A 25,604-nucleotide genomic window follows, 5' to 3' on the forward strand; every position below is an offset into this window, starting at 1 on the left:
AGCAAACGTTAAACACCAAACTGGCCCCTGCAAATTTTCCCTTTGACAACCGCCCCCCACAGAGGCGGTTATTCGCCGCGGCCAAATCCTTGATTTCACTTGAAGTTTCGCGTGCGCTGCAACATGGGCGCGACCGCCTGATCAGCCGGCCACGTACACCTGGCAATTGGCGGCGGTGAGCGTTTCGGCCATGTCAGGCGGCGGGGCCGCATCGGTGAAGAGCGCGTCGATCTGGTCGAGATGTCCTTGACGAACCAGCGCAGGGCGGCCGAACTTCGAACTGTCGGCGGCGAGAAAAACGGTGCGTGCGTGGTGAATGATGGCTTCGGCCACGCGCACCTCGCGCGTATCGAAATCGCGCAGGGTTCCGTCGGGTTCAATGCTCGAGGTACCGATAATCGCGAAATCCACCTTGAACTGGCGGATGAAGTCGATGGCGAGTTCGCCCACGATGCCTTTGTCCCACGGTCGCACGATGCCGCCCGTCACCAGCACCTCGCAGTCGGGATAGCCGCTCATCATGCTCGCGACATTCAGATTGTTGGTAATCACGCGCAATCCGCGATGCCGGTTGAGCGCGCGCGCGACTTCCTCGGTGGTGGTCCCGAGATTGATGAAGAGCGACGCCTGGTCGGGAATGTGAGTGGCCACTAGCGCCGCGATGCGCCTTTTTTCGTCGTGGAACATGCGCTGCCGAGCCGTGTACGAGACGTTCTCGGAACTGGTCGGCAGGCTCGCGCCGCCGTGATAACGGCGCAGCAGATTCATGTCGGCGAGCCAGTTGACGTCGCGGCGGATCGTCTGCGGCGTCACGTCGAAGTGTGCTGCTAGGTCGTCCACGGTCACGAAGCCGTCGCGTTGCACCCACTCCAGCAGTTCCTGTTGCCGGGCGTTGAGAGTGAGGCGGGGGTCTCGGGTCATGGGTCTCGGTGATGAGTTGTTATCGGCCTGCCGCGGTCGGCGTCGGCGGGATGCGTATGCGAGCGTGCGTGTATTGTAAGACCATCGCGCGGGTCGTCTGCCAGGTCGTGCGACATGCATAAGCTGCGTGCGCCGCACATAGGCGCATTCAGCGCGGCGGCGCATTTATCCATGCGATAAATGAATTTGTGTTTTGCGGCCGCTCGCGCTGCAATCGAAGATTTCTGTTCCGTCCGCGTTTTATCTTTCCTATTGTTTCCGGCGGCTTGCGTCGCCTGACCGTGCTTTCGAGAGCGTTCGACATGACTGGCTTCAACTGGCAGAACCCTTATCCGACACCGCGCTTGCCCGTGTTCGCGCGTAACATCGTTTCGACGTCGCATCCGCTCGCCGCCCAGGCGGGTCTACGCATGCTGTGGAAAGGCGGCAACGCGGTCGACGCGGCAATCGCCGCCGCGGCCGCGATCACGGTCGTCGAGCCGGTCTCCTGCGGTCTTGGCGGCGACGCGTTCGCGCTCGTGTGGGACGGCCGCAAGCTGCACGGCCTGAATGCATCGGGCGTGGCGCCGGCGGCGTGGAGCGTCGACTACTTCAAGCGCAAATACGGCGAGGAAGACGGCCTCGCGATTCAACCCAAGCGCGGCTGGGATGCGGTGACCGTTCCTGGCGTCATTGCGGGCTGGGAAGCGCTGCACGAGAAGTTCGGCTCTCTGCCGTTCGCGGATCTGATGGAGCCCGCCATCGAAATTGCGGAGCGCGGTCACGCGGTGGCCAGCATCGTGGCTCACAAGTGGGCTGCGGCGGTTCCGGAATTGAAGGACCAACCGGGGTTCGCGTCCACCTTCATGCCCCGCGGACGCGCGCCGGAAGTGAGCGAACTCGTGCGTTTTCCCGGCCACGGCAAGACGCTGCGCAAGCTCGCGGAGCAAGGCCCGCGCGCGTACTACGAAGGCGAGGTTGCCGAGCGAATCGCGGCGTTCTCGCGTGAATGCGGCGGCGCGCTGACCGTCGACGATTTGCGCAACTATCGCGCGGATTGGGTCGAGCCGATCGGCAAGGACTATCGCGGGTACACCGTGCACGAGATTCCGCCGAACGGGCAGGGCATCGCGGCGCTCATCGCACTTGGCATCCTCGAACAGTTCGATGTGAAGGAGTTGACGGTCGACAACGTGGAGTCGCAACACCTCCAGATCGAAGCGATGAAACTCGCGTTTGCCGACGTCTATCGCTACGTTGCCGATCCGCGTTCTATGGAAGTCACGCCGGAGCAGATGCTCGACGACGCCTATCTCGCGTCGCGCGCGAAGCTGATCGATCACAAGCGCGCCACGCAATTCGATTTCGGCATGCCGAAGGCGGGCGGCACCATCTACATGTCGGTGGCGGACGAGCGCGGCATGATGGTCAGCTTCATTCAGTCGAACTACATGGGCTTCGGATCGGGGATCGTGGTGCCGGATACCGGCATCTCCATGCAGAATCGCGGCTGCGGATTCTCGATGGATCCGAAGTCGCCGAATGTGGTGGAAGGCGGCAAGCGGCCGTTCCACACGATCATTCCGGCTTTTCTCACGCAGCAGGTGAACGGGCAGCAGGAAGCGGTCATGAGCTTCGGCGTGATGGGCGGCGACATGCAGCCGCAGGGGCATTTGCAATCTGTCGTGCGCATGCTCGACTACGGTCAGCAGCCTCAGGCGGCATGCGACGCACCGCGCTGGAAGGTCAACCGCGACTTCACGATCGACATTGAATCGACGCTCGACGCAAAGACGGCAGAAGGGTTGCAGAAGCTCGGCCACACGATCAAATCCGTCGACGATCCTTACATGGATTTCGGTTCCGGCCAGTACATCTGGAAGCTCGATCGCAATGATCCGGAGCGTGGTTACGTGGCCGCCAGCGACAGCCGCCGCGACGGTTTGGCAGCTGGCTTCTGACGCCCGTCGGCGCCTTCTTCAGCGGGGCGCGAGAGGTAGCTGGAGAGGTGGCTCGAAGTATCCATACCCCGTAACTTTCGAATCACGGTTTGTCGCGTTTTGCGAAGCAGAGCCAGCTCGTTGAGCTGGCTTTTTCGTGCGCGGTGCAATCGTGCTTGCCTCACCGAAACTTTCGTCTATCGTGAAATTGGAACCCTGGCCAATCGGTACGGTCTGTGCTGGGTTGTCTGCAGACTTGCGAAACAGCGGCTAAGATGCAGACACAAGGGGTTAACTCTAATTCACGGCGCTGTATCCGACACGGCGAACCGCAACGCGAGGTAGCGCGATAGCAGCGGTTCCAAGCATGCTCCACGAGTCGATGCAGCTTTCGGAGCAAGACACGATGCACACAGAGCTGAACCATGTCATGCCCTGGCGGATCGAGGACATAGACCTCACGCGCATTGATCGCCAGAAAGCGGTCGCGAACGAAGACCTGTTATTGCTGCTGTGCGCCGCTTCGTTTATTGAAAGCGGCACAGATGTTTACACCAGTAATCTGAGCAAGTTTTTCGACGGCGATCCGGAAGTCTCCGCGTGGCTCAACAACGAGTGGGAGCCCGAGGAAATGCAACACGGCCGCGCACTCAGAACGTATGTCGCTTACGTGTGGCCAGAATACGATTGGGACACGGCGTTCCGTAATTTCATGGACGAATATTCGCTGACCTGTTCAGTGGAAGATTTCGAAAAAACCCGCGCGCTTGAAATGGTGGCGCGGTGCGTCGTCGAAACAGGTACGGCCACTTTGTATCGCGCCATTGGCGAGTGTTCGGACGAACCGGTGCTCAAGGAGATTACCGACAACATCCGTACCGACGAGGTCCGTCATTACAAACACTTTTTCAAGTACTTCAAGAAGTACAACAAGATTGAGGGCAATGGCCGGCTCGCCGTTCTGGGCGCGTTAATGCGTCGTGTGATGGAGATCAAGAACGAAGACTCGGAAATCGCGTTGCGTCACGTGTTCGCGATCCGTTATCCGGAGCGCGTGCGTGACCAGGCTTACAACCGCGAGCGGGCCGCGCGGATTAATGCACTCGTGCGGCGTAATCTGTCCGCTGACATGTGCGTGAAGATGCTGCTCAAACCGCTCGACTTGCCGGCGAAAATTCAACCCGGGGTGCATTACCCGCTCGCCAAGATCACGCAGCATGTGTTTTTTCGTTAAACGGTAGAGCGAATGTCGGCAGTTCGCCGGCTTAGAAGATGGCCCGCCTATGCGGGCCATTTGTGTTTCAGGGCATCATGGAGGCTTGCCTCTTAACCGGACCCATGCGATGAGCGATTCCTCCTTGCCCCAGCGCCCGCTCGAGCAGACTGCATTCGACGAATGGCCCGACGCGGTTCGCGCGCTATTCGACGGCTCGTCGCTCGCGAGCAAGACCGGTTTCACGGCCTCGCTGCTGACCGTCGACGCGAATCAGCATATCCGCACATCGCTGCTCGGCGCCGGCGAGTTGTATGCGCCCGATTCGCGCACGCTGTGTATCGCGCTCTGGCCGCAAGCCCGGGCGGCGCGCGCAATCGTGCAGAGCGGGCGGGCCGCATTGAGCTTCGTCCTGGAAGAGGCGTTTTATCAGGTGCAGTTGCTCGTCGCGCCGCTGCCGCCCGCCGATGGCGACGACAGTGGTCTCGTCTATATGAGCTGCACGATCGATTCAGGCGAAACCCAAAGCGTGCGCTACGCGCGCCTGACAAGCGGCATTACGTTTGAACTGGAAGAAGGGGCGCAGACGGTGCTCGACCGATGGGAGCGGCAGATCGAGCAGCTGAAACGGGCTGCGGCGTTGGGGGGCTGAGGTAAGGCCCCGCGCCGGTGCTGCGACTGTGTTTGCTGGATGGTGACGACGAGGGTTCAGCGGCCCTTGGCTTGTATAGCGCGCTCTGCGCGCGGCGGCTGATGGCGAGGGTTGGCGGTGGCTGAGCTGGCTGTCGGGCTGGACGGCGGTAGTCAGCGGCAGAGCTGACTACCGACAACCTTCACTGGCAACCTCAGCCGCCCGAAGCCTCAACCTCCAACCTCAACGACCACGCTGGCCGCTGCGCGCCGGGTTGCCCCCGCGCGGCGAGTCGTTGCGCGACTTTGCGCCGCCGAGCAATGCACCCGGATTGCCGCTCTGCGGCTTGCGCGGCGCGTGCTGCGCGCCGCTACCTTCATGAGCAATAGCGCGCGGACGGTCGTCCTGACGCTGACCGTCGCGGCGCGGCTGGCCGCCGTTGCCGGCCGGCTTCGCGGCTTGTGGCTTCGGCTGCTGCTGGCCGTTCGCCGGGCGATGCCCGGAGCGTTGCGCTGGTTTTGCCGCGCCGCCGTTGCCAGCCTTCGGCGCGCCTTGACCTTGACGCGGCGAACGACCGCCGCCGCCACCGCCCTGGCCCCGGCGCAAAATCGGTTCCGGCTTCGCGGTCGGGTCCGGTTCGAACCCGGCGATCACTTCCTGCGGCACCGGACGCTTGATCAGCTTCTCAATGTCCTTCAGCAATTGCAGTTCGTCGACGCACACCAGCGAAATTGCCTCGCCCGTCGCACCCGCGCGACCGGTGCGGCCGATCCGGTGGACGTAATCTTCCGGCACGTTGGGTAGATCGAAATTGACGACGTGCGGCAACTGATCGATGTCGATACCGCGCGCGGCGATGTCGGTGGCGACCAGCACCTGCAGCGTGCCGTCCTTGAACTCGGCAAGCGCACGCGTACGAGCCGACTGGCTCTTGTTGCCGTGAATCGCCAGCGCGCTGATGCCGTCTTTGGTCAACTGTTCGGCGAGGCGATTGGCGCCGTGCTTGGTGCGCGTGAACACCAGTACTTGAAACCAGTTGTGCTGCTTGATCAGGTGCGTGAGTAACTCGCGCTTCTTGTCGCGATCCACCGGGTGAATTTTCTGCGCGACTGTTTCTGCGGTCGTGTTGCGGCGCGCGACTTCGATTAGCGCCGGCGAGTCGAGCAGATTGTCGGCGAGCGTTTTGATCTCGTCGGAGAACGTTGCCGAGAAGAGCAGGTTCTGGCGCTTCGGCGGCAGCTTGGCCAACACGCGTTTGATGTCGTGAATGAAGCCCATATCAAGCATGCGATCCGCCTCGTCGAGCACGAGAATCTCGAGATGCGACAGGTCGATGGTCTTCTGCTGCATATGGTCGAGCAATCGGCCAGGTGTCGCGACGACGATGTCCACGCCGCTTCTGAGTGCGCCGATCTGCGGATTGATGCCGACGCCGCCAAACATGACCGTTGACTTCAGCTTCAGATACTTGCCGTAAGCGCGCACGCTTTCTTCGACCTGTGCAGCGAGTTCCCGCGTAGGCGTAAGGATCAGCGCGCGCACTGCACGCTTGCCCGACGCGGATGCGTGCGGCGGCATGGAATTGAGACGTTGCAGGATTGGCAGCGTGAAACCGGCCGTCTTGCCGGTGCCGGTTTGCGCGCCAGCCAGCAGATCGCCGCCGTTCAGTACAGCGGGAATCGCTTGCGTCTGGATGGGAGTCGGGGTGGTGTAGCCGAGTTCGTGTACAGCGCGGACCAGGGGTTCGGACAAGCCGAGGGAATCAAAAGACATAGAAACTCTTTGCAATGCAGTTTCGCGAGCGGCACACGTGGGCCCCCAGCGGGCACAAATGCGGCATGAACACGCCGCATGGCGTGATCGAGATCAAGGCCGAAGCCCCGTTCCGTTCGCAGAGAAATCGGCGGCACGCTCGGATGCGTGCCGAATGCTTCAACGCGCTATGCAGACACGTTGACTGGCCTTAAGTTGCATTTCGCCGCCGTGGACGTTACGCGACATAGCGCGCAACGCTGACGAATTGACACAGACTGCCCGCCAGTACGAACAGGTGCCAGATACCATGTCCGTGCCGGATGCGCTCGTCGTTGATGAAGAAGTAGATGCCGGCGCTGTAGATGACTCCGCCGGCCACGAGCCAGGCAGTGCCCGCGGCCGGTAATGCTTGGACCAGCGGGCGGACGGCAACGAGCGCGAGCCATCCCATCAGGACATACAGCACCATCGAAACGCTGCGGGTGCGTCGCCCGAGCGTCAGTTCCTGCACGATGCCGAGAGCAGCAAGCCCCCAGCTTACGCCGAATAGCGACCAGCCCCACGGCCCGCGCAACGTGACAAGCGTGAACGGAGTGTAGCTTCCGGCGATCAGCAGATAGATCGCCGAATGGTCGCATTTCTGCAGCACTGCCTTGATACGGGGACGGCGCACGCTGTGGTAAAGCGTCGAGATAGCATATAGCACGAACAGCATCGCACCGTACACGCTGAAGCTGACCACCTTGTATGCGTCGCCCTCTACCGCACCCATCGTCACGAGCGTAGCCAGCCCCGCCACCGACAGCACGGCGCCGACGAGGTGGGTAATGCTGTTGAAACGCTCACCGACATGCACGGGTCTTTCCTCCTGCACGGTTTCATCGAGGCATGCGTTGCCGAAGCCTCATGATACCGGTCCTCAAAAAACGAAGGGCGCGGCCGCGAATTTCGCAGGCCGCGCCCCCGGTGCATCGAACGCTGCTTAGTCGAGCGGCGCCGAACGCAGATCCGACACTTGCTGCGGCGACACGGCCGTGCCGTGGTTGCCCCACGACATACGGATATACGTGACGACAGCGGCTACTTCCTGGTTCGACAGCGATTGCGCGAACGGCGGCATGCCGTACGGATGCGGATTCGCGTCCGTGCTCGGAGGATAACCGCCGTTCAGCACCATGCGGATCGGGTTGACCGCCGACGGCATCTGGATCGACTGGTTGTTCGCGAGCGGCGGGAAGGCCGGCGGCTGGCCGAGGCCGTTATCCGCGTGGCACTTCGCGCAGTTGTCAGCGTAGATCTTCTGACCTTGCTTCAACAGCTCGCCGCCGAACTTTTCGGACGTTTCCAGTTGCAGCGGCTCCGGTGCTTCGCTCTTCTGCGGAATCGTCTTCAGGTACGTGGCCATTGCGTTGATGTCCGCATCGCTCATGTACTGCAGGCTGTTGTGAACCACTTCCGCCATCGGGCCGAAGACCGCACCGCGGTTCGACACACCCGTTTTCAGCAGATCGGCGATGTCTTTCGTTTCCCAGTCGCCGAGGCCCGCTTCCTTGTTCGACGTGAGCGACGGTGCGTACCAGTTCTGCAGCGGGATCAGGCCGCCTGCAAAAGCCGCCGAGCTGACCGGGCCGCCCATTGCGTTGATCGACGTGTGGCACATGCCGCAGTGGCCGAGGCCTTCGATCAGGTACGCGCCGCGGTTCCACTCGACCGACTTGGTCGGATCCGCTTTGTACTCGCCTTCACGGAAGAACAGCGTGCGCCAGCCGATCAGCATGTTGCGCTGGTTGAACGGGAACCTCAGTTCGTGCGGGCGGCTCGGCACGTTGACCGGCGTGACCGAGCGCAGATACGCATAGATCGCGTCCGAGTCGGCGCGCGTGACCTTCGTGTAGCTCGTGAACGGGAAGCCCGGATAGAGCAGGCTGCCGTCTTTCGAGCGGCCGGTGTGCATGGCGCGGTAGAAGTCGTCCTGCGTCCACTTGCCGATACCGTACTGATCGTCAGGCGTGATATTCGGCGTGAACATCGTGCCGAACGGCGTGGCCATGGGCAGGCCGCCGGCGAACTGCTTGCCGCCGCGGACCGTGTGGCAGGCAATACAGTCGCCGGCGCGGGCGAGGTATTCGCCCTTCTTCACGAGCGCAGCCTGGTCGGCGGGCGTTGCCGCCACGGCCGAGCCGTTATGCAGATTGTCGCCGCCCGACCACAGGACGGGAACGAGTGCAGCAGCCGCAACAACGACAACTGCCGAGAGGGCGAACAAAGACTTGCGTTTCATTTGAGTGTCTCTCCCGGTGCCTTATTGCGGTTCGCTGCCGCAGGCAAGCGGAGTCTTCATCGAGCGGGCCGGAGCCGGCACGGGGTTTTGTGGGGCCTGTTGCGTGGAAAGCCAGGCGGCGACCGCGTTCACGTCTTCGTCTGTGAGACGCGTGGCAATGGTGTGCATGCAATCAGGTGCGATTGCGTGGCGCGTGCCCGAACGCCATGCGCCGAGCTGCGCGCTGATGTAGTCGGAGTGCAGACCGACGAGACCCGGGATTGCAGGCTCCATACCGGTCAGACCCTTGCCGTGGCAGGCGGCGCAAGCCGGAATCTGCTTCGACGCGTCGCCGTTCAGCACGATCTGCTGGCCCCGAGCAAGCGTGGTCGACGACACCGTCGGCTTGGCCGGCTGCGGATAGGGCGGGCGTTGCTTCGAGAAGTACGTGGCGATCTGATGCAGGTAGTCGTCGGAAAGGTACGTGACGAGGTAATTCATGGGCGGGTACTTACGGCGCCCTTCGCGGAAATTCAGCAACTGGTTGTACAGATAGTCGGCCGGCTTGCCCGCAAGACGCGGGAAGTAGTCGTTGTCAGTACCTTGACCGTGCGTGCCGTGGCAGGCCGTGCAACCTTGCACGCGCGCTTCCATAGTATCGGGGGCCTTCGGTTGAGTCTGCGCTTTCGCAGCGCTATAGACACCCGCGGAGCCGATCAGCAGAAGGGCAAGCAACGGGCGGAAAATGCGTCTTGAAGACACGCGTAACTCCATCAAAATCGGGGACCTGACCGAACTTCGAGCGGCTCGGTGTGAAGGGCAGCCGGCGCTGCGGCGACGCAGCATTCTATCATCGAAGGGTGATGATGACTATTTGCCACATTCGACAAGCTTGCGGCCGTCACAGGCATGCGACAGTTTGACGCGCATCGCCACACGGAACCGCCGCGACTTTCAGACTTGGTGCGTGGACGTCAGTTGCAATCGCTGTACCCGGCAAACTTTTGTCCGCTCGATGTTGAACCGACCCGCGCGCGTGCCATCGAAGCGTACACTTCCGGGCGCCGAACCGCGGACGAGATCTGTCCGCGCGCAGGGACCCGGTTCATCCGGTCCGGCAGGCGCCCGCCGTTTTCCCGTTCATCCGCTATCGGCCTTACATGAAGCTAATCAATCTTTTCAGTCCGGCGTGGTTTTCGTCCGCGCTCGGCGCCGCGGCGCTCATTATGGCGTCCACGGCATTCGCGCATGCGCATCTCGTTTCCAGCGAACCCGCAGCCAACGCCGAAGTTGCGCCACCTGCAGAGGTCACCCTTCACTTCAGCGAGCCGCTCGAGCCGGCCTTCAGCAAAATCGCGCTGAACGACGCGAACGGCAAGGTAGCCGCGCCCGCGGCGTCGCAAGTCGACAAGCACGACGCGCGTGTCATGCATCTGCCGCTGCCGCAGTTGAGCGCGGGACGCTACGCGGTGCACTGGACCGCCGTGGCAACCGACGGTCATCGCACGCAAGGCGACTTTGCGTTCATCGTCAAATGAGCATCGACGGATTGTGGATCGGGCAGGTCGCCATGGCCGCGCTCATGAATGTCGCGTTTGCGTTTGCCGTCGGTTCGGCATTGCTCGGCGCGTGGCTCGCGAACGATGCCAAGGCGAAGATCGCGCCAGGGCGTGCCGCCTGGTTGCGCGCGCAACGTTCAATGCTGACGGCGAGCGTCGTCCTGGTGCTCGCGGACCTCGGCTGGCTGTTGTATCAGGCGGCGTCGATGAGTGGCGTTGCGCTTCCCGCCGCATTTGCCTACGTGCCGACGGTGCTCACCCAAACGCATGTCGGCTACGGCTGGAGCATTGCGTTCGCGGGCACACTGGTGTTGCTGGGCACGGCAATGACGGCTCATAGCGGCATGTTGCGCAACGCGCTGCTGTGGCTCGCGGTGATTGCGGTCGCCGCAGGCAAGGCGTCGCTCGGGCACGCGGTGGACGCGGGCCCGGCATCCGCGGCCATCGCAATGCAAACGCTTCATGTGCTCGTGACCAGCGTGTGGGCCGGCCTCGCGATTACAGCCGGATTGGCGGTGTTGCCGGCGCTCGGCACGTCGACCGCTCGCGGCATATTGATCCGCACAGCGACGCAGGTGTCGAACGTGTCGGTGGTCGCGGTGGGATTCGTGCTGCTCTCCGGCATCTTCAATGCGGTGCGCGGCTCCGGCGGCTCATTCGAGGCGATCGGGTCGAGCACATGGGGCCACGTTTTGATCCTCAAGCTTTCGCTTGTCGCTCTCGCGCTCGTGCTCGGCGGCCTCAACCGCTTCCTTGCGCTTCCGCGTCTGCGCCGTACTGCATCGACGATGGACGCCCATACGTTCACCAACGTGCTTTATCTGGAAGCGCTTGCCATGATCGGCGTTCTCGTCGCTGCCGCCGCGCTGTCGCATAGCGTGCCGGCGTTCGCGATGGTGAACTGAGTTCTATACGCGAGATGACCGGCGCCACGGGGCGGGCCGTGTTGCCAGTAGGCGTGTGTGCATCCGCGTAAGAATGCGCCGCACGGTTTCAACGTGCGGCGCGATGACCAACTCGAGCGAACAATCGCGTGTCGAGCATTCGACCGATCAGCCAATTCATTCGAGACCCAGCCGGTGACCGAGAATCGGCGCACAAAATAACGCGATTGCGCAGCCAGCTACTTTGCCTTCGAGTTCGGCTGCTGCTGCATGTGCGCCGTAGACATGCATGAGCAGATCGAAAAGCTGGGGGATGCAATACACGACGGCGGCGACGATAAACCATTTTTCAAGCGGCGCGATGCGCCAGCCGCGTTCATACGCAACGGCCGCGCCAATCACGCGAAGCACGCCGAACAGCACCAGCGCGCCGACGGCCGCCTGCTCGCGCAGCAGATAATCCGGAATGAATTCGCCCATGAGACTCCCCGATGCATTCGTTGTTCGGACGCATTTCAGCAAGGAGCAGGCCATGTATCTGTCTGATGCCGAACAAAGGGCACGCAAGCCTATTGGGGGAAGGCCAGAGGCGGCGCAAGCCGCAGCGCTGTGATCTGTCACGGCGCACAAAAGAGGACGCCGCCCGCAGGCGGCGTCAGTCAGCAAGCGCGTGAAGCGATCACCACTCGGCGACGCTGCCGTCCGCGTGACGCCAGACCGGATTGCGCCAGCGATGGCCGACCTTCGCCATCTCGCGCACTTTCTCCTCGTTCACTTCGATTCCGAGACCCGGACCTTGCGGAATCGACACGAAGCCGTCTTCATATTTGAAGACTTCCGGGTTCTTGATGTAGTCGAGCAGGTCATTGCCTTGGTTGTAGTGAATCCCGAGGCTCTGTTCCTGGATAAACGCGTTGTAGCTCACGGCGTCGATCTGCAGACAGGTTGCCAATGCAATCGGGCCGAGCGGGCAGTGCAGCGCGAGCGCGACGTCGTAGGCTTCGGCCATCGACGCGATCTTGCGGCACTCGGTGATCCCGCCCGCGTGCGACGCGTCCGGCTGGATGATGTCGACATAGCCGCCGGACAAAATGTGCTTGAAGTCCCAGCGCGAATAGAGACGCTCGCCCAGTGCAATCGGCGTGTTCGTCTGATTGACGATGTCACGCAGCGCTTCTGCATTCTCCGAAAGCACCGGCTCTTCGATGAAAAGCAGCTTGTACGGGTCGAGTTCTTTCGCCAGCACCTTGGCCATAGGCTTATGCACGCGGCCGTGAAAGTCCACACCGATGCCGATGTTCGGCCCTACCGCCTCGCGCACGGCCGCGACGTTGTTGATTACGCCTTGCACCTTGTCGAAGGTGTCGATGATCTGCAGCTCTTCCGAGCCATTCATCTTGACAGCCTTGAAGCCACGTTCAACCACGGCGCGCGCGTTGTTCGCGACGTCGCTCGGACGGTCGCCGCCGATCCACGAATACACCTTGATCCGGTCACGAACCTGGCCGCCGAGCAGCGCGTGCACCGGCACGCCGTGATGCTTGCCCTTGATGTCCCACAGCGCCTGGTCGACGCCGGCAATCGCGCTCATCGTGATCGGACCGCCGCGATAGAACCCTGCTCGATACATGACCTGCCAGTGGTCTTCGATCAGAAGCGGGTCTTTGCCGATCAGATAATCCGACAACTCCTCGACCGCCGCCGCGACCGTATGCGCGCGGCCCTCGACTACCGGCTCGCCCCAGCCGACGATGCCTTCGTCGGTCTCGATCTTCAGGAAACACCAGCGCGGTGGAACGATGAAAGTTTCGAGCTTGGTGATTTTCATAGTGTGCGTCTCCGATCGCATGCCAAATTTTCGAGGATCCCCATGCTACAACAAAAGGCCGCTACAGTACTATTAATAGTACTATTCGCCACATGTTGAGCGGCCTCGCCGCAAGGAGGAACCTATTCGGCACGATCTGCATGGGCGCGTCGCCCACAGGCTGGCTACTGCGATACTGCGCGGCGATTACGCGCCCGATTCGATTCTGCCGCGTGAGGCGGAGTTGATGGACGCGTTTGGCGTGAGCCGCACGGTATTGCGCGAGGCGTTGCGCACGCTGACGTCGAAAGGGTTGATCGAATCGCGCCCGCGCGTGGGTACGCGGGTGCGGCCACGACAGGCGTGGAATCTGCTCGATGTCGACGTGCTCGACTGGTATTCACGCGTCGCCGAGCCGATGCAGTTCGCGCTCAAGCTGCAGGAAATGCGGGAGATGGTCGAGCCGTATGCCGCAGGTCTCGCGGCCGCTTCACACTCCGACGAGACATTTGGCGCCCTTGCGGCCGCTCACGCCGCGATGGCCGGTGCGCGCAACGTCGATCAATGGGTGCGGGCCGATCTGCAATTTCACCTGAGCGTGTTGATCGCGTGCAGTAACGAGTTGCTGATACCGCTCGGCACGCTGATCGAGCGCACGCTCGAGGCGCAGCTTCGGCTGAATGCGAAACGCGCGGACGTCTTCAACGCTTCACTCGCCGAACATACGGCGGTGTTCGAGGCGATTCGCGACCGCGACGCGGACGCGGCGCGCGACGCAATGGCGCGCCTGCTCAGCGTGACGCGCGCCCGCATCGAGGCGTGACGAGTTCATCGCCGCATGTGCCGTCGAGCGTCTTGCGTCTTATGCGTCTGGCGGAGTGTCAGCAGTGACGGAATGACCGGCAGGATCGCGACGATGTACGTCAGCGTGAGGTCGTTTAGATAAGCGGCCATTGACGCCAACTGTGTGGTTCATGCAATCAATGCCGGCATGCCGCGGTTCGAGCCGCTGGCGAATTTTCGGCTAGAACGCCGGGTTGAACGGCGTCAAAGCGACCGCCCGCGCTGCGTGTGAAGGACGCAACTGGCGCGGCCGCTTCCGGTCGCATGCTATTTCGCCTCGGAGCCTGTCGCCGTGCCCGACGGCGGCGCAAGTTCATAGCAGCCCGGCGCGGTTTTGCCCGCCTCTGGCGCTTGTGGATCGATGCATTTGAAAGCGCTCTGATCGCGCTGCACGAAGATCGTGTCGGCGGGGCCGCCGGCGCCGCGAGGCGTATTGACGACGGCGACGATCTTGTAACCGTTTTGCAGGAGTGTCGACAAGGTTGTCTGACTTGCGCGCCACTGATTGTCAGTCGGCGTTTGCGCCAGAACGGCAGTTGTGGAAGCGGCGCCCAGAAGCGCGATCGATGCGGCGGCCACGGCGCGCGCGGCGGTGCGGAACGTCATCAAGAAACCTCCTTGAAGTTGCGGGTGTAAAACAAAAAAGCCGCTGAACCTTGCGGATCAGCGGCTTTTTCTTGCAACTGGTGGCGAATCAGGGACTCGAACCCCGGACCTGCGGATTATGATTCCGTCGCTCTAACCAACTGAGCTAATTCGCCGAAAGAAGCGAGATTATGAGGATAGCACCGAGGGCTGTCAACCCCCGGCGCCTAACTTTTTCAGTTGCCGCCTGAACAAGGCGCCTCAGTCTTTTGCGTAGATGTCCGAGTCTTTGGTTTCACGAACGAACAGCATGCCGATCACGAAGGTAATGAGCGCGATCACGATTGGATACCACAAGCCCGAGTAGATATTGCCCTTTGCCGCGACGATCGCAAACGCCGTGGCCGGCAGGAAGCCGCCGAACCAGCCGTTGCCGATGTGATACGGCAGCGACATCGACGTATAGCGGATTCGCGTCGGGAACATCTCGACCAGCATCGCCGCGATCGGTCCGTAGACCATCGTCACGTAGATCACGAGGATCGTCAGAATCACCACGCTCATCGGCCAGTTGATCTGCGAAGAATCGGCCTTCGGCGGATAGCCGGCGGACTTCAGCGTGGTCGAAAGCGACTTGTCGAACACCTTGCCCTGATCTTTGGCGTCGGCGGCTTTGCCGTCATAGGTGGAGACCACCGCATCGCCCACCTTGATCTGCGCAAGCGTGCCCGCCGGAGCCGCAACGTTTTCGTAGTTCAAGCCGGACTTCGAAAGCGCGCTCTTCGCGATGTCGCACGAACTCGTGAACTTCGACGTGCCGACCGGATTGAACTGGAACGAGCATTCGTCCGGGTTCGCGATCACGACAATCGGCGCCTTCGCCGTGGCCGTTTCAAGCGCCGGGTTGACATAGTGCGTCAGCGCCTTGAAGAGCGGGAAGTACGTGAGTGCCGCGATCAGCAGGCCGGCCATGATGATCGGCTTGCGGCCGATCCGGTCCGACAGCGAGCCGAAGAACAGGAAGAAGGGTGTGCCGATCAGAAGCGCAATGGCGATCATGATGTTGGCCGTCGCGCCGTCCACCTTCAGCGTCTGCGTCAGGAAGAACAGCGTGTAGAACTGGCCCGTGTACCAGACGACGGCCTGGCCGGCGGTCAGGCCGATCAGCGCGAGAATCACGACCTTCAGGTTCTTCCACTGGCCGAACGCCTCGGAAAGCGGCGCCTTGGACGTCTTGCCTTCGGCCTTGATGCGCTCGAACACCGGCGATTCGTGCAGTTGCAGGCGGATCCACACCGAAACACCGAGCAGGAGGATCGACGCGATGAACGGAATCCGCCAGCCCCAGGCGCCGAACGCGTCTTCGCCCATGGCCGTGCGCACGCCGAGAATGACCAGCAGCGACAGGAACAGGCCGAGCGTCGCAGTCGTCTGGATCCAAGCGGTGTAGAAGCCGCGACGTCCGGGCGGCGCGTGTTCGGCCACATAGGTTGCAGCGCCGCCATATTCGCCGCCGAGTGCGAGGCCCTGCAGCATGCGCATCGCGATGAAAATCACCGGCGAAGCAATGCCAATCGCCGCATAGCCGGGCAGGAAGCCGACCAGAAAGGTCGACAGACCCATGATGACGATCGTGACGAGGAACGTGTACTTGCGGCCGACCATATCGCCGAGCCGTCCGAACACCACCGCGCCGAACGGCCGGACTGCGAAGCCCGCGGCGAAACTGAGCAGCGTGAAGATGAAGCCCGCAGTCGGATTGACGCCCGAGAAAAAGCTTTTACTGATAAAGGCCGCGAGCGAACCGGCCAGATAGAAGTCGTACCACTCGAAAACCGTGCCTAGCGACGACGCGAAGATCACCCGCTTCTCATCGCGCGTCATGGGCACGGGCGAAATGTGTCCGCCAACGGTAGCCATATGTCGTCTCCAATATTGATATACACGCGGTGCGCCGGCCCGCGGCGTTCCCGTGCAACCGATTATTGGAGTGAAAACTTACGGCCTTCTGACATGAGCGGCCGCTGCCGCAGCTTTTGATGAGTCGGCGGAATGTCGCTAAAATCCGTCAATGGACCTGCAACGCCGCGTGAATACGCATGAACGCCGCCTATCTCGCCATCTGGCGCCCGTCGCGTTCAGTTCGCGTTAGGGTAAGTCCTGCCCCGTTCCAGCACATGCAAACTGACGCGTACGAGCGTTCCCGCGAGCCGTGGAGAGTTCTGATAGACGTTGTCGTCGATAGTCAGCTCGCCGCCGTGCATCGTCGCAATCTCGCGAACGATCGCAAGCCCGAGCCCGCTGCCATCGCCCTCACGGCCGAGAATCCGGTAGAACCGCTCGATCACTCGCGAACGTTCGGCCACGGGAATGCCGAGGCCTGTATCTTCCACTTCCAGATGCACGAGCCGCGCGGCTTTCTCGTGCCGCACCCTGACCGTGATGCGGCCGCCCCCCGGCGTATAGCGAATGGCGTTGTCGATGAGATTCGACAACATTTCGCGCAGCATGACGGGATTGCCTTCGACTTCGACGGGCTCGTCCGGCGCTTCGTAGCCCAGATCCATCTGTTTGGCGAACGCGGCCTGCACCCAGTCGCGCACGGCGTTGCGGGCCACTTCTGTTACTTCCACCGGCGTAAAAATCTGTCCAGACATGCGGTTTTCCGCGCGAGCGAGCGCCAGCAACTGTGTGACGAGGCGGGCCGCGTGTTCCGAACTCGTCGCAATCTGCTCGAGCGAGCGATGCACTTCCGCCGACGCGTCCTGCCGCAACGCCAGCTCCGCCTGGGTCCGCAGGCCGGCAAGCGGCGTTTTCATCTGATGCGCGGCGTCGGCGATAAAGCGCTTTTGCAATTCCATGTTCTGTTCGAGGCGCGTCAGCAGATCGTTGAACGACGTGACGAGCGGCTCGATTTCCGGAGGCGCGCGACGCGCTTCCAGCGGCGACAGGTCGTCGGGGCGCCGCGCGCGGATATGCGCCTGCAATGCGTGCAGCGGCGCGAGACCGCGTGACAGGCCGAACCACACGAGCAGGATGGCGAGCGGGAGGATCACGAACTGCGGCAGGATCACGCCTTTGATGATGTCGTTGGCAAGCTGGCTGCGTTTGTCGAGCGTTTCGGCGACCTGCACCAGCACGGGCTCCGCGCCAGGCGTCTGCGGAAACTCGACGGTCGTATAAGCCACGCGGATGTCGTTGCCGCGCAGCATGTCGTCGCGAAATGCGACGAGCCCCGGTTGCGGCCGGTCGTCTTCATGCGGCAGCGGCATGTCGCGCTCGCCCGCCACCAGTTCCCCTCGCGTGCCGAGCACCTGATAGAAAACACTGTCGACGTTGTCCGTGCGCAAAAAGTCGCGCGTGGAGTCGGGCAGCGTCAGTTCAGCCACGCCGTTGACCGGGTGGATCTGGCGCGCGAGCACATAGGCGTCGGTTTCGAGCGCCCGGTCGAACGGTCCGTTCGCGATTGATTTGGCAACCAGATAAGTCACCGCGAGACTCATCGGCCACAGCAGCAACAGCGGCGCGAGCATCCAGTCGAGAATTTCGCCGAACAGCGAGCGCGGGCGGGCCGCGGCGGCGGCTTCGGTTTCGTCGGGCGGAGCGAACGGATTGGCGTAGCGCTCGTCGCGCGCCTCGTCGAGATCCGCCGCGCGGGCCGTCGCGCGATCGGCGCGTGCGGACATGGGTGTGCTCTATTTGTAGTGGTGGCTCGCCGGCATCCCGCCTGACTGCGGCGACGAAGGCGAAGAAGGCGGCTCGGGTTCGGGCTCGGCGGGCGTGGATGCGGCGGCGTTCGTATTGGGGTTTGCGGGCGCGACCGCCTTCTCGAGACAGTAACCGAGCCCGCGCACGGTAATGATGCGCACGCCGCTCGGCTCGATCTTCTTGCGCAGCCGGTGCACGTACACCTCGATCGCATTGTTGCTGACTTCCTCGCCCCATTCGCACAGATGATCGACGAGTTGCTCCTTGGAAACCAGACGCCCGATCCGCTGCAGCAGCACTTCGAGCAGTCCGAGTTCACGCGCCGAGAGCTCGATCACCTGCTCGTTGATATAGGCGATCCGGCCCACCTGATCGAACGACAGCGAACCGTGCCGCACGACCGTCGGGCCGCCGCCCGCACCGCGCCGCGTCAGCGCGCGCACACGCGCTTCGAGTTCGTTGAGTGCGAATGGCTTGGCCATGTAGTCGTCGGCGCCGAGATCGAGGCCTTTTACGCGTTCGTCGACGCTGTCTGCAGCGGTCAGGATGAGTACGGGCAGATTGGAGTTGCGGGCGCGCAGGCGGCGTAGCACCTCGAGTCCGGACATGCGCGGCAGGCCGAGATCGAGAATCAGCAGGTCGAAACTTTGCATGGACAGCGCGGTGTCGGCCTCCACGCCGCTCTTCACGTGATCGACAGCATAGGCCGATTGGCGGAGTGATCGAACCAGACCGTCCGCGAGTATGCTGTCGTCTTCGGCAATCAGAATTCGCATGGTGCGCCAGCTCAAGGCTTGGCCGGCACCTCGGGTGTCCCCGCGGCGCACAGCGGTCTCCGAAAATTATTGTGGGTGATTTGGGCAGCGCGGCGGTAAACATGCGCGTTCGCATGAGAATCGCGCTTGCCAAAACCACTGTTTTTTTATACAGTGTCTGGGTTTCGTGTGCTGTCCTTCAAAAGGTGGGCCGCACATCTGCCTCAGACGCCGTTCATCATAGCAAAGGACGATTCATGGAAGAAAGCAAGAAAGGCTCGGCTGGACTGACTGCTGAAAAGAGCAAGGCACTCGCTGCCGCCCTCGCGCAGATCGAAAAGCAGTTCGGCAAAGGGTCGGTCATGCGGCTCGGCGCAGGTGAGGTAGTCGAAGACATCCAGGTCGTTTCAACGGGATCGCTCGGCCTCGACATCGCACTTGGCGTCGGCGGTTTGCCGCGTGGCCGCGTGGTTGAAATTTACGGTCCGGAGTCGTCGGGTAAAACCACGTTGACGCTGCAAGTTATTGCTGAAATGCAAAAGCTCGGCGGCACGGCAGCGTTTATCGACGCAGAACACGCGCTGGATATCCAGTATGCGGGAAAGCTCGGCGTGAACGTGAACGACCTGCTGGTTTCGCAACCGGACACGGGCGAACAGGCGCTCGAAATTGCCGACGCACTGGTGCGTTCGGGCTCGATCGACATGATCGTGATCGACTCGGTCGCGGCGCTCGTGCCGAAGGCTGAAATCGAAGGCGAAATGGGCGATTCGCTGCCGGGTCTGCAAGCGCGTCTGATGTCGCAGGCGCTGCGCAAACTCACCGGCACGATCAAGCGCACGAATTGCCTCGTGATCTTCATCAACCAGATCCGCATGAAGATCGGCGTGATGTTCGGCAACCCGGAAACCACTACGGGTGGTAACGCGCTGAAGTTCTACGCGTCGGTGCGTCTGGATATTCGCCGCATTGGTTCGATCAAGAAGAACGACGAAGTGATCGGCAACGAAACGCGCGTGAAGGTGGTCAAGAACAAGGTGTCCCCACCGTTCCGCGAGGCGATTTTCGACATTCTGTATGGCGAGGGTATTTCGCGTCAGGGCGAAGTCATCGACTTGGGCGTGCAAGCCAAGATCGTCGACAAGGCCGGCGCGTGGTACAGCTATAACGGTGAGCGTATCGGCCAAGGTAAGGACAACGCGCGCGAATTCCTGCGCGAGAATCCGGACATCGCTCGTGAAATTGAAAACCGTATCCGCGAATCGCTGGGCGTGAATGCAATGGCTGAAGCGGTGACCGGCGCAGGCGCAGAAGTCGCGGGCGAAGAAGAGTAACCATTACGTGATACGCAAGGGCCGGTCACTGTCCGATACCGGACGCAACGCGGGCGGCCCGCATAATGACGAGAACGATTCGTTGGATCCGTCCGAATCGTTCGACGCGCATAATCGCGCTGCGGGCCGTGGCCCGCAGCGTGCCCAGTTCCAAAACCCGCCTGCTAGCCCAAATTCCGCGGATTTCTCGGACCCATTCGAGACTGCGCGAATTACCACGGCTACCGAGCCCACGTATAGCCGCTCACGTGACTCGCGCCGAGCATCCGGCAACGCGAAGCCCGGCCAAAACGAAGCGAAAAAATCGCAACGTCCCGCACGTTCGCTTAAGGGTCGCGCGCTCGGCTATCTGTCTCGTCGCGAATACAGTCGCAGCGAACTTGCACGTAAGCTCAAGCCGTTCGTCGAAGAGAACGACTCGCTTGATACGCTGCTTGACACGCTGGAAGCCGAGAACTGGCTGTCCGATTCGCGCTTCACTGAAAGTCTGATCCATCGCCGGTCGTCGCGACTGGGTGCGAGCCGGATCGTCGGCGAATTGAAGCAACATTCTGTCGATCAAACGCTAGTCGAAGAGGCGAGTGCCCAATTGCGCGAAACCGAGCTTGCGCGCGCCCAAGCGGTGTGGCGCAAGAAGTTCGGCGAACTTCCGCAAACACCGGCCGAGCGCGCCAAGCAGGCGCGTTTTCTCGCATCGCGCGGTTTCTCTGGCGCCACGATCGGCAAAATCCTCAAAGGCATCGACGAAGAATGGAGCGGTGACTAGGCACAAGTAGGGGAGTAGTCCGCGACCGCGCGCATAGCGTCGTCAAGCACGAAACCGGCTCTGGGCGGCCCGCAGGCCGTTCCGCCGCATTCGGGGCTGTTTCAAATACCCAGTATGCTAAAATTCACGCGTTTTCCAATTCGGCCTTTCCTTTCCGCATGCCGCTTTCCTCGCCAGTGCCCCGTCAATTGCGCCATCGCCGCGCAATCAGAGCGGAAGCTTTTGAGCGAGCCGATGGCCTGTGGGATGTGGAAGCGTGCTTGACCGACGAAAAGCCACGCGATGTGGCGCTTGCGTCGGGCGTCCGGCCCAATGGTCAACCGATCCATGAACTCTGGCTTCGCATCACCATCGATCGCAAGCTCAATGTCGTCGACGCCGAGGCGTCGTCCGACTGGGTGCCCTATCCCGGGCTATGCCAAGCCAGCAATCCTGCCTACCGTGCCCTCATCGGGCTCAATCTCCTTCACAACTTCCGTCGCGATGCTGCCCGTTTGCTGGCCGGCACGGCCGGTTGCACGCATCTCACCGAGTTGTGCGCGATCCTGCCGACCGCTGCTATCCAGGCGTTCGCCGGCGATGTGTGGGATACCGGCGACAAGGCAGCAGGCGCGAGCGCCAGTTCAGAAACGGAGTCGGCTGACGGTACCGCCGAACCTTTAAACGACAAACCGCCATTCCAGTTGGGACGCTGCCAGGCGCTGCGTTTCGACGGGGAGGCAGTGCAGAAGTTTTACCCGCGCTGGTATGGCTATGCGCCACGCCCAGCTGACCGCCCGGCATCGCCAGACAACGGGGCGGCCCGCCAAGAAGGCAGGGGCAATGCGCCCGGCATGTTGGACGGTAGCGGAAACGAAGTTCAATCCAACTCTCAGACTGAAGGGAATCACGCATGAAGATTCACGAGTACCAGGGTAAGGAAATCCTGCGGAAATTCGGCGTCGCGGTACCGCGCGGCAAGCCGGTCTTCTCGGTGGATGATGCGGTCAAGGCCGCGGAAGAGCTCGGCGGCCCGGTATGGGTCGTGAAGGCTCAGATCCACGCGGGTGGCCGTGGCAAGGGTGGCGGCGTGAAGGTTGCCAAGTCGCTGGAACAGGTTCGCGAATACTCGAACCAGATCCTCGGCATGCAACTCGTCACGCACCAGACTGGTCCGGAAGGCCAGAAGGTGAATCGCCTGTTGATCGAAGAAGGCGCGGACATCAAGAAGGAACTGTATGTCGGCCTCGTGATCGATCGTGTTTCGCAGAAGATCGTCGTGATGGCATCGAGCGAAGGCGGCATGGACGTCGAAGAAGTCGCGGAAAAGACGCCCGAGCTGATCCACAAGGTTGCGGTCGATCCGTCGACGGGCCTGAAGGACGCCGAAGCAGACGACCTCGCGAAGAAAATCGGCGTGCCCGACGCATCGATCCCGCAAGCGCGCGCGATCCTGCAAGGCCTCTACAAGGCATTCTGGGAAACCGACGCATCGCTCGCCGAAATCAACCCGCTGATCCTGACGGGCGACGGCAAGGTCATCGCGCTCGACGCGAAATTCAACTTCGATTCGAACGCACTGTTCCGTCATCCGGAAATCGTCGCGTATCGCGATCTGGACGAAGAAGATCCGGCTGAAGTCGAAGCGTCGAAGTTCGATCTGGCGTACATCTCGCTCGACGGCAACATTGGCTGTCTGGTGAACGGTGCGGGCCTCGCAATGGCAACGATGGACACCATCAAGCTGTTCGGCGGCGAACCGGCGAACTTCCTCGACGTGGGCGGTGGCGCCACGACCGAGAAGGTCACGGAAGCGTTCAAGATCATGCTGAAGAACCCGAACCTGACCGCGATTCTGGTCAACATCTTCGGCGGCATCATGCGCTGCGACGTGATCGCGGAAGGCGTGATTGCGGCGTCGAAGGCCGTGTCGCTGAAGGTGCCGCTCGTGGTCCGCATGAAGGGCACGAACGAAGACCTGGGCAAGAAGATGCTCGCTGAATCCGGGCTGCCGATCATCGCGGCTGACAGCATGGAAGAAGCGGCTCAGAAGGTCGTCGCGGCCGCTTCGGGCAAGGCGTAAGCCTAGTCCACAGCGCGTTTACCAGGATTAACCAGGATTACGAATGGCATCGCGCGAGCGACGCTGGCGGCGAACGTGTCGTCCAGTGGCGCCCCCGCGCGACGCCAAACGAACAGAGGTCAATACATGTCGATTCTGATTAACAAAGACACCAAGGTCATCACGCAGGGCATCACCGGCAAAACCGGTCAGTTCCACACGCGTGCTTGCCGTGAATACGCAAACGGCCGCGAAGCGTACGTTGCCGGCGTGAACCCGAAGCGTGCCGGTGAAGACTTCGAAGGCATTCCTATCTACGCGAGCGTCGCTGAAGCAAAAGCTGAAACGGGCGCGACCGTGTCGGTGATTTACGTGCCGCCGGCGGGCGCTGCTGCCGCAATCTGGGAAGCAGTCGAAGCCGACCTGGATCTCGCGATCTGTATCACGGAAGGCATTCCCGTGCGCGACATGATCGAGATCAAGGACCGCATGCGTCGCGAAAACCGCAAGACGCTGCTGCTCGGACCGAACTGCCCGGGCACGATCACGCCGGACGAGTTGAAGATCGGCATCATGCCGGGCCACATCCATCGCAAGGGCCGCATCGGCGTCGTGTCGCGTTCGGGCACGCTAACGTATGAAGCAGTCGGCCAGTTGACGGCGATCGGCCTCGGTCAGTCGTCGGCAGTCGGTATCGGCGGCGACCCGATCAACGGTCTGAAGCACATCGACGTGATGAAGATGTTTAACGACGATCCGGACACGGACGCCGTCATCATGATCGGCGAGATCGGCGGTCCGGACGAAGCGAACGCGGCCGAGTGGATCAAGGGCAACATGAAGAAGCCGGTTGTCGGCTTTATCGCCGGTGTGACGGCGCCCCCGGGCAAGCGCATGGGCCACGCCGGCGCGCTGATCTCGGGCGGTGCCGATACGGCCGAAGCGAAGCTGGAAATCATGGACGCATGCGGCATCAAGGTCACGAAGAACCCGTCGGAAATGGCGCGTCTTCTGAAGGCCATGCTGTAAGTCGAAACTGGCGCACAGTTGGAGCGCCTTTTTTGATACGCTTACGAGATCCTTTCGTTAGCGTGCGGTTTCAAGAGCGGGGGAGTTAAACACTCCTCCGCTTTTTTATTGGCCGCGCTTCCCGTTCCCTTCTATTCTTCCGCTCATGTTCGAGTTCCTCGCCACGCTCCATTGGGGCGCAGTCATTCAGATCATCGTCATCGACATCCTGCTGGGTGGCGACAACGCCGTCGTGATCGCGCTTGCCTGCCGCAACCTGCCGCCAGCCCAGCGCACGAAGGGTGTGCTGTGGGGCACTGCGGGCGCCATCCTGCTTCGTGTCGTATTGATTGCGTTCGCGGTCGCGCTGCTCGACGTGCCGCTGTTGAAGTTCGCTGGTGGGCTGTTGCTGTTGTGGATCGGCGTTCGCCTGATGGCGCCGGCGCACGACGCGCACGAGAACGTGAAGCCCGCTGACAGGCTGATGTCGGCAATCAAGACGATCATCGTCGCGGATGCCGTGATGAGTCTCGACAACGTGATCGCCATCGCGGGCGCGGCCGAGGCCGCCGACCCGCAGCATCGCCTCGCGCTCGTGATTTTCGGGTTGGTGGTGAGCATTCCGTTGATCGTGTGGGGCAGCCAGTTGGTGCTCAAGCTGCTGGACCGTTTCCCGATCGTGATTACGCTCGGCGCCGCGTTGCTCGGCTGGATCGCGGGCGGTCTTATCATCAACGATCCGGCCGGCGACCGTTGGCCGGTTCTCGATACGCCGGTAGCCGAATATGGGATGAGCATCGCCGGTGCGCTGTTCGTCGTGATCCTCGGCTACCTGATCAAGCGCCGCAACGCGAATCGCGCGGCGGCTCAACATTAGCCATTCGGCCGACTGTGTGACACGAGGGCCGCTCGCTACGATGGAAGCGCCTGTTCCCGATCCGTGGGGCAGGCGTTTTTCGTTTCTGGAGCCTGCCGATGATCGTCACTTTGCCTTATTCCCCATATTCTCAGTCCGCACTGGCCTCACAGTCGCGGCTCACGCGAGCACGCTGGTCGTCTACATTTGCGCGCGCGTGCCGGTGCCTCGGCCTCGGTTTTACGCTGATCGAACTGATGATCGTGCTCGCGATTGTCGGCGTGATCGCGGCCTACGCGATTCCCGCGTATCAGGACTATCTGGCGCGCAGCCGTGTCGGTGAGGGCTTGTCGCTTGCGGCGTCGGCGAGACTCGCCGTGTCGGAAAACGCGGCGAGCGGCAACGCGTTTAGCGGCGGCTATGCGTCGCCGCCCGCGACGCGCAACGTCGAGTCGGTCCATGTCGACGACGACACGGGTCAGATCACCGTCGCCTTCACGACACGTGTGGCTCCGTCCGGCTCCAACACGATCACGCTCGTACCGTCGGTGCCCGATAACGTCGATGCACCCACCGCACGCGTCGCGCTGACGAAGGGTTCGGTGCAGGCAGGCGCCCTTGCGTGGGAATGCTTCGCTGGCGGTAAAACGGCGTCCTCTTTGCCAGCGCCGGGCGCGGGACCGAATCCTGTCAACGCCCCTACGTTGTCGTCGAACCTCGCACCGCCCGAGTGCCGCACGTAATACAACGGACGGGCGC

24 protein-coding genes and 1 tRNA gene are annotated in these 25,604 nt (G+C 62.0%); 13 read left to right on the plus strand and 12 right to left on the minus strand.

What is annotated here, in order from left to right:
• Nucleotides 1-141: 141 nt before the first annotated feature.
• On the minus strand, nt 142-921 hold the full coding sequence (locus BCA01S_RS22435; protein ID WP_027778851.1) for a DeoR/GlpR family DNA-binding transcription regulator: 780 nt from the start codon (nt 919-921) through the stop codon (nt 142-144).
• A 302-nt stretch (nt 922-1,223) separates the two neighbouring features.
• On the opposite strand from BCA01S_RS22435, the gene BCA01S_RS22440 reads away from it, so the two are divergent.
• The 3 genes from BCA01S_RS22440 to BCA01S_RS22450 all read left to right on the plus strand — a co-directional run bounded on the left by BCA01S_RS22440 (nt 1,224) and on the right by BCA01S_RS22450 (nt 4,705).
• Entirely contained in the window at nt 1,224-2,861 is a 1,638-nt protein-coding gene (locus BCA01S_RS22440; RefSeq protein ID WP_027778852.1) for a gamma-glutamyltransferase family protein, read from the plus strand.
• Nucleotides 2,862-3,246: 385 nt separating this feature from the next.
• Nucleotides 3,247-4,074: a ferritin-like domain-containing protein gene (locus BCA01S_RS22445; RefSeq protein WP_027778853.1), complete on the plus strand. Its 828-nt coding sequence runs from the start codon at nt 3,247-3,249 to the stop codon at nt 4,072-4,074.
• 109 nt (nt 4,075-4,183) lie between these two features.
• Nucleotides 4,184-4,705, plus strand: a complete 522-nt coding sequence (locus tag BCA01S_RS22450; protein ID WP_027778854.1) for a hypothetical protein — start codon at nt 4,184-4,186, stop codon at nt 4,703-4,705.
• 222 nt (nt 4,706-4,927) lie between these two features.
• Here the strand turns inward: BCA01S_RS22450 and BCA01S_RS22455 are convergent, their stop codons facing one another.
• From BCA01S_RS22455 to BCA01S_RS22470, 4 genes are all read right to left on the minus strand, one after another.
• Entirely contained in the window at nt 4,928-6,457 is a 1,530-nt protein-coding gene (locus BCA01S_RS22455; protein WP_027778855.1) for a DEAD/DEAH box helicase, read from the minus strand.
• 217 nt (nt 6,458-6,674) lie between these two features.
• Nucleotides 6,675-7,295 (minus strand): PAQR family membrane homeostasis protein TrhA, encoded by a 621-nt coding sequence (gene trhA, locus BCA01S_RS22460; RefSeq protein WP_027778856.1) that lies wholly within the window; start codon nt 7,293-7,295, stop codon nt 6,675-6,677.
• Nucleotides 7,296-7,421: 126 nt separating this feature from the next.
• Entirely contained in the window at nt 7,422-8,720 is a 1,299-nt protein-coding gene (locus tag BCA01S_RS22465; protein ID WP_027778857.1) for a c-type cytochrome, read from the minus strand.
• A 21-nt stretch (nt 8,721-8,741) separates the two neighbouring features.
• Nucleotides 8,742-9,473 (minus strand): c-type cytochrome, encoded by a 732-nt coding sequence (locus BCA01S_RS22470; protein ID WP_042319161.1) that lies wholly within the window; start codon nt 9,471-9,473, stop codon nt 8,742-8,744.
• Between the two features lie 386 nt (nt 9,474-9,859).
• Here BCA01S_RS22470 and copC point away from each other — a divergent pair, with 386 nt between their 5' ends.
• Together copC and BCA01S_RS22480 are read left to right on the plus strand one after the other, a co-directional pair.
• Nucleotides 9,860-10,237 carry a copper homeostasis periplasmic binding protein CopC gene (copC, locus tag BCA01S_RS22475; protein ID WP_027778859.1) on the plus strand — a complete coding sequence of 126 codons (378 nt, stop codon included), beginning with the start codon at nt 9,860-9,862 and terminating at the stop codon, nt 10,235-10,237.
• Nucleotides 10,234-11,163, plus strand: coding sequence for a CopD family protein (locus BCA01S_RS22480; RefSeq protein WP_027778860.1), 930 nt, complete (start codon nt 10,234-10,236; stop codon nt 11,161-11,163). The genes copC and BCA01S_RS22480 overlap by 4 nt, the downstream gene beginning before the upstream one ends.
• A gap of 156 nt (nt 11,164-11,319) precedes the next feature.
• Here the strand turns inward: BCA01S_RS22480 and BCA01S_RS22485 are convergent, their stop codons facing one another.
• On the minus strand, nt 11,320-11,622 hold the full coding sequence (locus tag BCA01S_RS22485) for a hypothetical protein (protein WP_027778861.1): 303 nt from the start codon (nt 11,620-11,622) through the stop codon (nt 11,320-11,322).
• Between the two features lie 199 nt (nt 11,623-11,821).
• Nucleotides 11,822-12,970, minus strand: coding sequence for a galactonate dehydratase (dgoD, locus tag BCA01S_RS22495; RefSeq protein ID WP_020069259.1), 1,149 nt, complete (start codon nt 12,968-12,970; stop codon nt 11,822-11,824).
• Nucleotides 12,971-13,094: 124 nt separating this feature from the next.
• On the opposite strand from dgoD, the gene BCA01S_RS22500 reads away from it, so the two are divergent.
• On the plus strand, nt 13,095-13,772 hold the full coding sequence (locus BCA01S_RS22500; protein WP_042319163.1) for a FadR/GntR family transcriptional regulator: 678 nt from the start codon (nt 13,095-13,097) through the stop codon (nt 13,770-13,772).
• A 287-nt stretch (nt 13,773-14,059) separates the two neighbouring features.
• Here the strand turns inward: BCA01S_RS22500 and BCA01S_RS22510 are convergent, their stop codons facing one another.
• The 5 genes from BCA01S_RS22510 to BCA01S_RS22530 form a co-directional block, all read right to left on the minus strand.
• Nucleotides 14,060-14,398 (minus strand): hypothetical protein, encoded by a 339-nt coding sequence (locus BCA01S_RS22510; RefSeq protein ID WP_027778863.1) that lies wholly within the window; start codon nt 14,396-14,398, stop codon nt 14,060-14,062.
• A 78-nt stretch (nt 14,399-14,476) separates the two neighbouring features.
• Nucleotides 14,477-14,553: transfer RNA gene (locus BCA01S_RS22515), tRNA-Met, on the minus strand.
• An 85-nt stretch (nt 14,554-14,638) separates the two neighbouring features.
• Nucleotides 14,639-16,297, minus strand: a complete 1,659-nt coding sequence (locus BCA01S_RS22520; RefSeq protein ID WP_027778864.1) for an MFS transporter — start codon at nt 16,295-16,297, stop codon at nt 14,639-14,641.
• Nucleotides 16,298-16,515: 218 nt separating this feature from the next.
• Nucleotides 16,516-18,063: a sensor histidine kinase gene (locus tag BCA01S_RS22525; RefSeq protein ID WP_027778865.1), complete on the minus strand. Its 1,548-nt coding sequence runs from the start codon at nt 18,061-18,063 to the stop codon at nt 16,516-16,518.
• Nucleotides 18,064-18,072: 9 nt separating this feature from the next.
• The gene (locus tag BCA01S_RS22530; protein ID WP_027778866.1) at nt 18,073-18,861 is read right to left on the minus strand and encodes a response regulator transcription factor; all 789 of its coding nucleotides are present in this window, start codon (nt 18,859-18,861) and stop codon (nt 18,073-18,075) included.
• 236 nt (nt 18,862-19,097) lie between these two features.
• On the opposite strand from BCA01S_RS22530, the gene recA reads away from it, so the two are divergent.
• The 7 genes from recA to BCA01S_RS22565 all read left to right on the plus strand — a co-directional run bounded on the left by recA (nt 19,098) and on the right by BCA01S_RS22565 (nt 25,588).
• Nucleotides 19,098-20,174, plus strand: a complete 1,077-nt coding sequence (recA, locus tag BCA01S_RS22535) for a recombinase RecA (protein WP_020069253.1) — start codon at nt 19,098-19,100, stop codon at nt 20,172-20,174.
• Nucleotides 20,175-20,181: 7 nt separating this feature from the next.
• Nucleotides 20,182-20,940, plus strand: coding sequence for a recombination regulator RecX (recX, locus tag BCA01S_RS22540; RefSeq protein ID WP_027778867.1), 759 nt, complete (start codon nt 20,182-20,184; stop codon nt 20,938-20,940).
• A gap of 158 nt (nt 20,941-21,098) precedes the next feature.
• On the plus strand, nt 21,099-21,836 hold the full coding sequence (locus BCA01S_RS22545; RefSeq protein ID WP_027778868.1) for a DUF2889 domain-containing protein: 738 nt from the start codon (nt 21,099-21,101) through the stop codon (nt 21,834-21,836).
• Nucleotides 21,833-23,002, plus strand: a complete 1,170-nt coding sequence (gene sucC / locus BCA01S_RS22550; protein ID WP_020069250.1) for an ADP-forming succinate--CoA ligase subunit beta — start codon at nt 21,833-21,835, stop codon at nt 23,000-23,002. Before BCA01S_RS22545 ends, sucC begins: the two co-directional genes overlap by 4 nt.
• A 126-nt stretch (nt 23,003-23,128) precedes the next feature.
• Entirely contained in the window at nt 23,129-24,010 is an 882-nt protein-coding gene (gene sucD, locus BCA01S_RS22555) for a succinate--CoA ligase subunit alpha (protein ID WP_008920420.1), read from the plus strand.
• 145 nt (nt 24,011-24,155) lie between these two features.
• Nucleotides 24,156-24,866 (plus strand): TerC family protein, encoded by a 711-nt coding sequence (locus tag BCA01S_RS22560; RefSeq protein ID WP_027778869.1) that lies wholly within the window; start codon nt 24,156-24,158, stop codon nt 24,864-24,866.
• A 98-nt stretch (nt 24,867-24,964) separates the two neighbouring features.
• Entirely contained in the window at nt 24,965-25,588 is a 624-nt protein-coding gene (locus BCA01S_RS22565; protein ID WP_027778870.1) for a pilin, read from the plus strand.
• The last annotated feature ends 16 nt before the right edge of the window (nt 25,589-25,604 follow it).

Origin of the sequence: Paraburkholderia caledonica NBRC 102488 (assembly GCF_000685095.1) — a bacterium.
Lineage (GTDB): Bacteria > Pseudomonadota > Gammaproteobacteria > Burkholderiales > Burkholderiaceae > Paraburkholderia > Paraburkholderia caledonica.

What these genes read in the sequence shown, in the direction of transcription:
- copC (WP_027778859.1), top strand. Translation starts at nt 9,860, where the DNA reads ATGAAGCTAATCAATCTTTTCAGTCCGGCGTGGTTTTCGTCCGCGCTC.
- BCA01S_RS22520 (WP_027778864.1), bottom strand. Translation starts at nt 16,297, where the DNA reads ATGGCTACCGTTGGCGGACACATTTCGCCCGTGCCCATGACGCGCGAT.
- sucC (WP_020069250.1), top strand. Translation starts at nt 21,833, where the DNA reads ATGAAGATTCACGAGTACCAGGGTAAGGAAATCCTGCGGAAATTCGGC.
- BCA01S_RS22440 (WP_027778852.1), top strand. Translation starts at nt 1,224, where the DNA reads ATGACTGGCTTCAACTGGCAGAACCCTTATCCGACACCGCGCTTGCCC.
- BCA01S_RS22560 (WP_027778869.1), top strand. Translation starts at nt 24,156, where the DNA reads ATGTTCGAGTTCCTCGCCACGCTCCATTGGGGCGCAGTCATTCAGATC.
- BCA01S_RS22565 (WP_027778870.1), top strand. Translation starts at nt 24,965, where the DNA reads ATGATCGTCACTTTGCCTTATTCCCCATATTCTCAGTCCGCACTGGCC.
- BCA01S_RS22480 (WP_027778860.1), top strand. Translation starts at nt 10,234, where the DNA reads ATGAGCATCGACGGATTGTGGATCGGGCAGGTCGCCATGGCCGCGCTC.
- recA (WP_020069253.1), top strand. Translation starts at nt 19,098, where the DNA reads ATGGAAGAAAGCAAGAAAGGCTCGGCTGGACTGACTGCTGAAAAGAGC.
- BCA01S_RS22485 (WP_027778861.1), bottom strand. Translation starts at nt 11,622, where the DNA reads ATGGGCGAATTCATTCCGGATTATCTGCTGCGCGAGCAGGCGGCCGTC.
- BCA01S_RS22465 (WP_027778857.1), bottom strand. Translation starts at nt 8,720, where the DNA reads ATGAAACGCAAGTCTTTGTTCGCCCTCTCGGCAGTTGTCGTTGTTGCG.
- BCA01S_RS22455 (WP_027778855.1), bottom strand. Translation starts at nt 6,457, where the DNA reads ATGTCTTTTGATTCCCTCGGCTTGTCCGAACCCCTGGTCCGCGCTGTA.
- sucD (WP_008920420.1), top strand. Translation starts at nt 23,129, where the DNA reads ATGTCGATTCTGATTAACAAAGACACCAAGGTCATCACGCAGGGCATC.
- BCA01S_RS22450 (WP_027778854.1), top strand. Translation starts at nt 4,184, where the DNA reads ATGAGCGATTCCTCCTTGCCCCAGCGCCCGCTCGAGCAGACTGCATTC.
- BCA01S_RS22510 (WP_027778863.1), bottom strand. Translation starts at nt 14,398, where the DNA reads ATGACGTTCCGCACCGCCGCGCGCGCCGTGGCCGCCGCATCGATCGCG.
- BCA01S_RS22435 (WP_027778851.1), bottom strand. Translation starts at nt 921, where the DNA reads ATGACCCGAGACCCCCGCCTCACTCTCAACGCCCGGCAACAGGAACTG.
- BCA01S_RS22525 (WP_027778865.1), bottom strand. Translation starts at nt 18,063, where the DNA reads ATGTCCGCACGCGCCGATCGCGCGACGGCCCGCGCGGCGGATCTCGAC.
- BCA01S_RS22445 (WP_027778853.1), top strand. Translation starts at nt 3,247, where the DNA reads ATGCACACAGAGCTGAACCATGTCATGCCCTGGCGGATCGAGGACATA.
- BCA01S_RS22545 (WP_027778868.1), top strand. Translation starts at nt 21,099, where the DNA reads ATGCCGCTTTCCTCGCCAGTGCCCCGTCAATTGCGCCATCGCCGCGCA.
- BCA01S_RS22470 (WP_042319161.1), bottom strand. Translation starts at nt 9,473, where the DNA reads ATGGAGTTACGCGTGTCTTCAAGACGCATTTTCCGCCCGTTGCTTGCC.
- dgoD (WP_020069259.1), bottom strand. Translation starts at nt 12,970, where the DNA reads ATGAAAATCACCAAGCTCGAAACTTTCATCGTTCCACCGCGCTGGTGT.
- BCA01S_RS22530 (WP_027778866.1), bottom strand. Translation starts at nt 18,861, where the DNA reads ATGCGAATTCTGATTGCCGAAGACGACAGCATACTCGCGGACGGTCTG.